The sequence below is a fragment of the Kluyvera sp. 1366 genome (genome assembly GCF_054823405.1).
Genome location: NZ_JBTRDW010000003.1, coordinates 522,192 through 529,906, shown reverse-complemented (window position 1 = coordinate 529,906; position 7,715 = coordinate 522,192). Strand labels below are relative to the sequence as shown.

Genomic DNA, 7,715 nt, shown 5'->3' with positions numbered 1-7,715 from the left:
GTGTAAGCGCAGCGATGCGTTGAGCTAACCGGTACTAATGACCCGTGAGGCTTAACCTTACAACGCCAGAGGCGTTTTGGTCTGAGAGACCGGATTTTCAGCTTGTTTACGGACTGGTCTGCGGCGCCTGAGAGGGGGCAGCAGACGAAACAGAATTTGCCTGGCGGCTTTAGCGCGGTGGTCCCACCTGACCCCATGCCGAACTCAGAAGTGAAACGCCGTAGCGCCGATGGTAGTGTGGGGCCTCCCCATGCGAGAGTAGGGAACTGCCAGGCATCAAATAGTGAAGAAGCCCCGGACGAAAGTCCGGGGCTTTTTTACGTCTGCATATAGCGAATTAAAGCCGGCAGATGGCTGAATTTGCATGAAAATCAGTAATAAATTGCACTAAAAACTCCGCGGCAATCACATTTTGTACTCCAGGAATAGAGACAATTCCCGCAACCAGTTAATAGATGCTTTACTCAATCCTTTGGCGCTAATTCTTCGCAAGGAAAAGAGGTAAGCATGACTGACTCACAACAACAAAAAGTGGCTATATCTGAAACGGCAGCCGACAGTAAAAAGCGCATCTGGTCGATTGTCGGCGCATCATCTGGCAATTTAGTCGAATGGTTCGATTTCTACGTCTACTCCTTCTTCTCACTCTATTTTGCCCATGTATTCTTTCCAAGCGGTGATACCACCACCCAGTTGCTGCAAACAGCAGGCGTCTTCGCAGCTGGTTTTCTGATGCGTCCGATTGGCGGATGGTTATTTGGCTATATTGCCGATCGCCACGGTCGCAAAGCCTCAATGCTGATCTCAGTGTGCATGATGTGTCTGGGATCATTAGTGATCGCCTGTCTACCGGGCTACGGAGAAATTGGCCTGGCCGCGCCTGTTATTCTTCTGCTGGCACGTATGTTTCAGGGATTATCGGTTGGTGGGGAATACGGTACCAGCGCCACTTATATGAGCGAAGTAGCACTGGAAGGACGAAAAGGATTTTATGCCTCTTTCCAATATGTGACGCTCATCGGCGGCCAACTGTTAGCGGTGCTTACCGTTGTAGTCTTACAGCAAATTCTCAGCGATGAAGAACTTCGCAGCTGGGGCTGGCGTATTCCGTTCTTCCTCGGGGCGGCGCTCGCTGTGGTGGCATTGTGGTTGCGTCGTTCTCTCAACGAAACTTCAGAGAAAAAACACCGTGAACATCGTGACGCCGGCAGCATTACGGGATTACTGCGCAATCACACCCGCGCATTTCTGATGGTGCTGGGGTTTACCGCAGGCGGCTCGCTAAGCTTCTATACCTTCACCACCTACATGCAAAAATATCTGGTAAATACTGCCGGGATGGATGCGCGCAGTGCCAGTGGATTAATGACCGGTTGCTTATTGGTATTCATGTTGATTCAGCCGATAGTTGGCGCACTGTCAGACAAGATTGGTCGTCGTGCCTCAATGATGATTTTTGGTGCCGGGGCAGCTATCTGTACGGTACCTATTCTGCTATTGCTGCAAAATGTGCAAAGCAGTTGGCTGGCATTTGCCTTGATCATGCTGGCGCTAATCATCACCAGTTTCTACACCGCTATCAGTGGCATTTTGAAAGCAGAGATGTTCCCGCCGGAAGTCCGCGCGCTGGGCGTTGGGCTTTCCTATGCGGTGGCGAATGCTATTTTTGGTGGTTCAGCAGAGTACGTAGCCTTACTGCTGAAAAGGGAAGGTATTGAAACCAGCTTCTTCTGGTATGTTTCGGCAATGGGCGCTTTAGCATTCCTGGTATCGCTGATGCTGCATCGCAAAGGGAAGGGGATTGCGCTGTAGTTACTGACTGAGATTCCACAGTGCGATACCGCTGGCGGCGCCGGCGACATCCCAGCTAAGATCTTTCCAACTCCAGCCGCTCCCCGCTGAGCGGCTGTCATATAACTCTTTCCCCACACCGAAACTCAACGAAAACAAAAAGCCGAAACGCAAATTCTGCCCGCGGCTGTGATTTTGATGCTGAGAAATCTCGCTTCCTGCAGCAGCCAGAACAGCAGAAGAGAAGTAGTGTTGCGCTTTGTCTTTGCCGGTCCAGTTATCCTGAGCGACATGCGCACATCCACTACACAGCAAAACCACGCAGAGGATAGGCGCACGCATCGGCTAAAGCAGACGGCTAATCAAGCGATCGATGCGAATACGGCGCAGGCGACGAATCAGCTTGCGCACCTTTGCTGGATAATCGGAGATACTTTCCAGCTCGCGATAATGCTGCACCACGGAAGTATGCTCACGAATCAGCGCCAGCTCTTTTTCACGCTGCTCGGCCAATTGATTGAGAGGATCGTGAATCAGCACCGCATTTTCCAGATCCAGTCGCCACGCGCGTGGATTGAGGTTATTACCGGTGATCATCATCCATTCGTCATCCACCCAAATGCCTTTCAGGTGATAACTGTTTTCGCCATCTTTCCACAAGCGTACCGTCAGCTGACCATTATTGACGTAATACTGCAAACGGCTCAGGAAGCGACGCAGGTTAATCTCATAAAGATAAGGCAGAGCCCCGATAATCTTAAACGGCTGTTCTGGCGGGATGTAGAAGTCATTCGCCGTTTTGTCGCCAATGATGATTTCAACTTCTTTACCCTGACGCAGTAAATGAATCAGGTTACGCACCAGAATGGCCGGCAGGTTAAAATAGGGCGTACACAGCGTCAGCTTGCGCTCAGCGCAGGGCATCAAATGGAAAATGGTTTTGTTCAGCAGGCTACGTTTGCCCAAGCCAACCAACGGCGTGACGGCAAGGCAATCATTATCTGCATTGCCGGTAAACTGATAGTTAAAGCTGCGCAGCTCCTGACGGAACTGACGTGTTTCGTTTTTGATTTCCGGGCTGGAAGGGCGCTCAGTTTTATCGAGCCGGTTAACCGCATCGGAATCCTTGAGATTTTCGCAGATCCACGCATACATGGTATCGGTAAGCTGTGGATTGCGGATCAGCTGATAACGGTCATAACGGTATTTATCATGCTGATGCAAATAGACATCGTTCAAGCTCGCGCCGCTGTAGAGCAGCGTATCATCAATGATAAACCCTTTCAGATGCAGCACACCGAGCGCTTCGCGGGTGTTAACCGGAATGCCATAAACCGGAATAGCGATATCCGGGTGCTGAGTCGCCATTTCGCAATACCAGTCAGCGTTGGTCACGCCGCGAGCAGCGCCAATACGACCACGCTGCGCACGATGCCAGTCAACCAGAATACAGACATCCAGCTCCGGACGTGCCTGACGCGCTGCGTACAGCGCCTGCATTATTCCCCGACCGCCGTCATCATTCTCCAGATACAGCGCGGTGATACAGATACGCTTTTCTGCTGCGGCAATTTTCGTCAGCAGGGTTTCGCGAAACTCGGCAGGCGAGTAAAGCGTCGTCAGATCCGACACGGATTGTGACAGTTTAGGCAGCTGTGCGAGGTGTTGTTGGTGTTTATTACGTTTAAATTTAGACAACATCACAGTGCACTTCTTCTCTGTTCATTGCATGGCCTTTTGCCATCAAATCATGATCCTAACGGTAAATAATACCATCAACCGACCTGTAGAGGAGGAATTTTACCTTTCTGTACAGGTTAGCTGATGACATCACCGAGCGGCAAATTCAGGCTGACAATGCCATCATCCAGTTGAATATTCACGCGAAAATTGAGCTTTCGCGCCAGCGTGATCATGCCGCTATTGTTTGGCATGGTGATACCGTTCAATTGTTGCAGGCCATGATCGCGCGTATAGCGAATCATCTTCTCCAGTAAGCGCCTGCCCATGCCCAAGCCTTTTAGGTCAGACCGCACCAGCACGGAGAATTCAGCATCGATATTATCGGCATCGGAGATCGCACGTGTTACGCCAATGATCTCGTCGACGCCGTTGTGCTGCCGTACAGCGACAATCGCCATTTCGCGGTCGTAATCAATTTGCGTCATATTCGCCAAATCTTCATGGGTGAATTCATTGATTTCACTGAAGTAACGATAGTAGAGATCTTCTTTCGTTACCTGGGCGATAAAAGCGCGCAGCTGCGGTTCATCTTCCGGCAGGATCGGGCGAAACAGACAATATTGCCCATTTTTCAGCTGCACCTGCTCTTCAAGATGATGCGGGTAAGGACGAATCGCCAGCCGTGTTTCGTTATCACCATTAAAAGGCGCCAGCTGCAGCGTGACATCCAGCAGCGTGAATTCGTCGGCTGATGCCAGCAGCGGATGAATATCCAGGCGCTGAATCTCCGGACAATCGACCACCAGGTTTGAAACCTGCACTAACAGCTGGCTAAGCCCGGTGATATCCAGTGGTCGCAACGCGCTACGGCTGCGGACTTTGCCGCTTTTCATCGCCTGAATCACCAGATAGCGCGCCAGCGTCATATTCAGCGGCGGCAAAGCCACGGCGGCTTGCTTGTCGGGCTGCCACTCCACGCCGCCTTCGCCCAGCAGGATGATAGGACCAAACAGCGGATCCTGTTCGACCACCACACGCAACTCCTGCGCTCCGGCGCGATTCGCCATACTCTGCACCAGCAAACCATCAACATGCGCCTGTGGATGGGTTTCACGCACGCGATCAAAAATGGCTTCAGCCGCTTGTTCCACCTCTGCGGCGCTGCGCAGATACAGCATGACGCCTTGTACCTCGGACTTGTGCGGAATATCCGGCGAACGCAGCTTGAGCGCGACCGGATAGCCAATCTGATCGGCGATGCTGGCAGCCGCGGCGCTGTCGCTGGCAATCCAGGTGGGCAGCGTCGCCAGGCCATAAGCTTGCAACACCGGCTGCACTTCGTGGGTGTCCAGCGTAGTGATGCCTTTATCCAGCGCTTGCTGAATCAGCTGATGCGCCTGCGCGCTGTTCTGCGTCAAACCAATCGGCAGCGCGGGCGTCTCACGCAGTTGCTTCTGGTTGCGGCGATATTCCACCTGATGCATGAAAGCGGTAACGGTACCTTCCGGTGTGCGCCAGGTGGGAATGCCAGCCTGAGTAAACGCGCGTCGTGCACTCTGCGAAGAGTATTCGCCGCACCAGTTCGTCAGCAAAGTAACCTGCTTGCCACGCGGATGTTTGGCAACCGCAGCGATAATCTGCTCGGCGGTCTCGCTCGAAGGTGAAACGGCGCTTGGCGCATGAATGATCATCAGTGCATCAAGTTCATGGCTATCCAGCAGCCGTTCAATGCAGGCGACATAGCGCGCTGGTGTCGCGTCATCTTTCAAATCCAGCGGATTGCCGCGGCCAACGCCTTCTGGCAGCAGGGTGGCAAGCGCCTGCAAGGTTTCGTCACTTAACGTCGCCAGCTTACCGTTGCGCGCATACAGTTCATCCAGGGCCAGCGCCGCCGGGGCCGCGCCGTTGCTGATGATCATCAGTCGATCGCCGCGTAATGGACGCATATGGCTCAGCGACTCAACCGCCGTAAACAGTTCATGCGTATCTTGTACGCGCAGTAAACCGGCGCGCTGAATCGCCGCATCCCAGGCAGCGTCCAGTCCGCTGTGAGTACCGATCATCGCCTGCGCCTGATGGCTGCGACCACTTTTTATCACCAGAATCGGTTTATTACGCGAGGCGCTGCGCGAAGCGGAAACAAAGCGACGCGCATCGCTGAGGTGTTCGAGGTAGAGCAGAATGGCGCTGGTTTTACCGTCGCGCGCGAGGAAATCCAGCAGATCATCAACGTCGATATCCAGGCTATCACCCAAGGCGATAAACCATGAGAAACCGAGGTTACGCTGCTGCGCCCAGTCGAGAATGGTGTTAGAAACCGCGGCGGATTGCGAAATAAAAGCAATGCGACCTTTAGCAATCGGCACCGGCGAGAAGCTGGCATTCAACCCTTGCCACGGCGCCAGCAAACCTAAGCTGTTGGGCCCAAGCAGGCGAATTTGCCACTGACTGGCGCAGGCTTTCAGCTCTTCCAACTGGCTGGATGGCGCCGAGAGAATAATACAGGCCTTACAGCCTTTTTCGCCCAATTGTTGCAGCAGTTCGAGATTACGTTTGGCGTGGGTACAGATGATGGCGAGATCGGGCGCGAAGGGCAGGCTGGCGATATCCGGCCAGGCCAGCACGCCGCTCACCGCTTTATACTTCGGCGTCACCGGCAATACCGGACCGCTAAATCCACCGGCCAGCAGGTTACGCATCATAAAGTAGCCGGCGCGCCCCGGTGTAATTGACGCACCGATTACCGCGATTGATTTAGGTCGTAACAGCGCTTCCAGTCCGCGTTGGCTCATCATCCGCTCCTGCTATCAAGATTGGCATGATTGTAAACGCTTTTTAGCGCGCGTGCCGATTCACCGATCGCAGGCTGAGAGCCAGCTTCAGATTCCGCTACTCAATGCTTCTTCCAGAGCATGAATCGGATGATGCGGTTTCCCCGCCAGATAAGCATGACGGAAGCGGGCGAAATAGTGCTGCAATTCTGCGGCGGCGGCGAGATCCCCGGCCTGTTCCAGCAGCGCGGCAGCAACTTCGGCGGTGCAGTGCTGGCCTTCGCCGTGGGCCTCGCGCAGCGTGTAGCGCGAGGGCGCAGACACGTTGAGCGACATCACCGGCAACGCATCCAGCCACGGACTTTTGCGGAACATCTTGCGCGCTTCCGTCCAAGTGCCGTCGAGCATAATAAACAGCGGCGGTTTGCCGGTGAGCGGCGGGCTAGTGAGCACTTCGCGATCGGCATCTGCGTAAGACGCCGGGAAAACCACCAGCGGCTGATAATGCGCGTTCTTCACCGCCGCCAGCAGCGCGGCATCCGGCTCGGTGCGTGACCAGCCAAACGCCTCGGTGTCCGGCAGCACATCGGCAATTAACCTTCCGGTATTGCTCGGCTTCATCGGCTCGGTATCGAACATCACCAGACAGAAGCGACTGCGCGCTTGCTGAGGCTGGATGGTGGCACACAGACAGTTTTTCTGCGGCAGCAGGCAGCGTTGGCAACGAATGACACGATTACCGCGCGCAAGAAACGGGCGCGTGGCGCGCGCTAAACGTTGCGCACGTAAGCGCAGAACGGCATTTTCAAACATAAATTCGCAGGCAGGAGAAAAAACGCCAGTGTAATGGAATTAGCCGGGAAAGGTAATAAGGAAGGCCAGCTCGCGGCTGGCCATCAGCGGTTTACAGCGATTCGTCGAGCCACTCGTTGAAGGGCGCTTTCGGCATTGCGCCGTTCAGCATGTCGACCATCTCGCCGTTCTTGAACAGCATAATAGTAGGAATGCTGCGAATGCGGAAACGCGAACTAAGCGCCGGTTCGGCTTCAGTATTCACTTTCACGAAGCGCACCTTGCCGCGACGCTCGTCGGCGACATCTTTAAACACCGGTGCGAAGTTAACGCACGGGCCGCACCACGGCGCCCAGAAGTCGATCACCACCGGCAGATCGTCTTGCAGATACTTATCCAACGTGGCTGCGGTCGCGTTGGCGACTTCACCGTTGAATAGCTCGCCGCCGCAACGACCACATTTTGCTCCATCAGCCATGCGCGACTCGGGCACGCGGTTGGTTGCCTGACAGGAGGCACAAACTGTATTCATATTTACCTCAACCCGGACCTGTAAATCTGATGATTGCCGGACATTATGAAAAGGTTGAGTGCTATGCTCAATCTGGATTGCCCAATAGGTTCAATAGTTGATAGCTAAGCACCGACACATCAGGTAATCTTCGCGCTCTCAATGCT

6 protein-coding genes and 1 rRNA gene are annotated in these 7,715 nt (G+C 54.1%); 2 read left to right on the top strand and 5 right to left on the bottom strand.

The genetic code is table 11. The annotated features are described in order from the left end of the window. Positions 1-159: 159 nt before the first annotated feature. Together rrf and ACVLVH_RS09265 are read left to right on the top strand one after the other, a co-directional pair. A 5S ribosomal RNA gene (rrf, locus tag ACVLVH_RS09270) occupies positions 160-275 on the top strand. A gap of 232 nt (positions 276-507) precedes the next feature. Beyond that, positions 508-1,812 carry an MFS family transporter gene (locus ACVLVH_RS09265; RefSeq protein ID WP_277973995.1) on the top strand — a complete coding sequence of 435 codons (1,305 nt, stop codon included), beginning with the start codon at positions 508-510 and terminating at the stop codon, positions 1,810-1,812. Here ACVLVH_RS09265 and ACVLVH_RS09260 read toward each other — a convergent pair whose 3' ends face one another. From ACVLVH_RS09260 to trxC, 5 genes are all read right to left on the bottom strand, one after another. Continuing rightward, complete coding sequence (locus ACVLVH_RS09260; protein ID WP_101763428.1) at positions 1,813-2,133, bottom strand: YfiM family lipoprotein; 321 nt, start codon at positions 2,131-2,133, stop codon at positions 1,813-1,815. Positions 2,134-2,136: 3 nt separating this feature from the next. Then, positions 2,137-3,492, bottom strand: a complete 1,356-nt coding sequence (gene pssA, locus ACVLVH_RS09255; protein WP_101763429.1) for a CDP-diacylglycerol--serine O-phosphatidyltransferase — start codon at positions 3,490-3,492, stop codon at positions 2,137-2,139. A gap of 116 nt (positions 3,493-3,608) precedes the next feature. Beyond that, on the bottom strand, positions 3,609-6,266 hold the full coding sequence (locus ACVLVH_RS09250; RefSeq protein ID WP_192411948.1) for a bifunctional acetate--CoA ligase family protein/GNAT family N-acetyltransferase: 2,658 nt from the start codon (positions 6,264-6,266) through the stop codon (positions 3,609-3,611). Positions 6,267-6,353: 87 nt separating this feature from the next. Continuing rightward, positions 6,354-7,058 carry a tRNA-uridine aminocarboxypropyltransferase gene (locus ACVLVH_RS09245; RefSeq protein WP_110868291.1) on the bottom strand — a complete coding sequence of 235 codons (705 nt, stop codon included), beginning with the start codon at positions 7,056-7,058 and terminating at the stop codon, positions 6,354-6,356. Between the two features lie 91 nt (positions 7,059-7,149). Next, positions 7,150-7,569, bottom strand: coding sequence for a thioredoxin TrxC (trxC, locus tag ACVLVH_RS09240; protein ID WP_110868290.1), 420 nt, complete (start codon positions 7,567-7,569; stop codon positions 7,150-7,152). Between the last annotated feature and the right edge of the window lie 146 nt (positions 7,570-7,715).